We start from the raw sequence: 405 nt of genomic DNA, 5'->3' as shown, positions 1-405 counted from the left end.
ATCTATCACTCCGGCGAAACGGAAGATGGCACCTGGTTTTTGCACTGGCTGAAGCGCGAGTTTGGTCCCGCGCCGACCGCGGCCGTCGGCTATTCGCTGGGCGGCAATATGCTGGGCTGCCTGCTGGCAGAGGAAGGCGACCGCTGCCCGCTGGATGCGGCGGTGATCGTCTCCGCGCCTTTCATGCTCGAAGCCTGCAGCTATCATATGGATAAGGGCTTCTCGCGGGTTTATCAGCGCTATCTGCTCAATCTGTTAAAAGCCAACGCTTCACGCAAGCTGAAAGCGTACCCGGGCTCGCTGCCCGTCGATTTACGCCAGCTCAAAGGGATGCGCCGCATCCGGGAATTTGACGATATGATCACCGCCAAAATCCATGGCTTTGCCGATGCGCTGGATTATTAC

The 405-nt window shown here is 58.3% G+C and carries 1 protein-coding gene; it reads left to right on the top strand.

Annotated features, from left to right (window positions below; genetic code table 11):
• Positions 1-405: alpha/beta fold hydrolase (locus M3175_RS26190; protein WP_251524637.1), on the top strand; the 405-nt coding region annotated here is incomplete at both ends.

This window comes from Robertmurraya korlensis, assembly GCF_023715225.1.
In the GTDB taxonomy this organism is placed as follows: domain Bacteria; phylum Bacillota; class Bacilli; order Bacillales; family Cytobacillaceae; genus Robertmurraya_A.
Note: the sequence above shows the minus strand (reverse complement) of the source record. Positions and strands in the feature narration are given on the sequence as shown.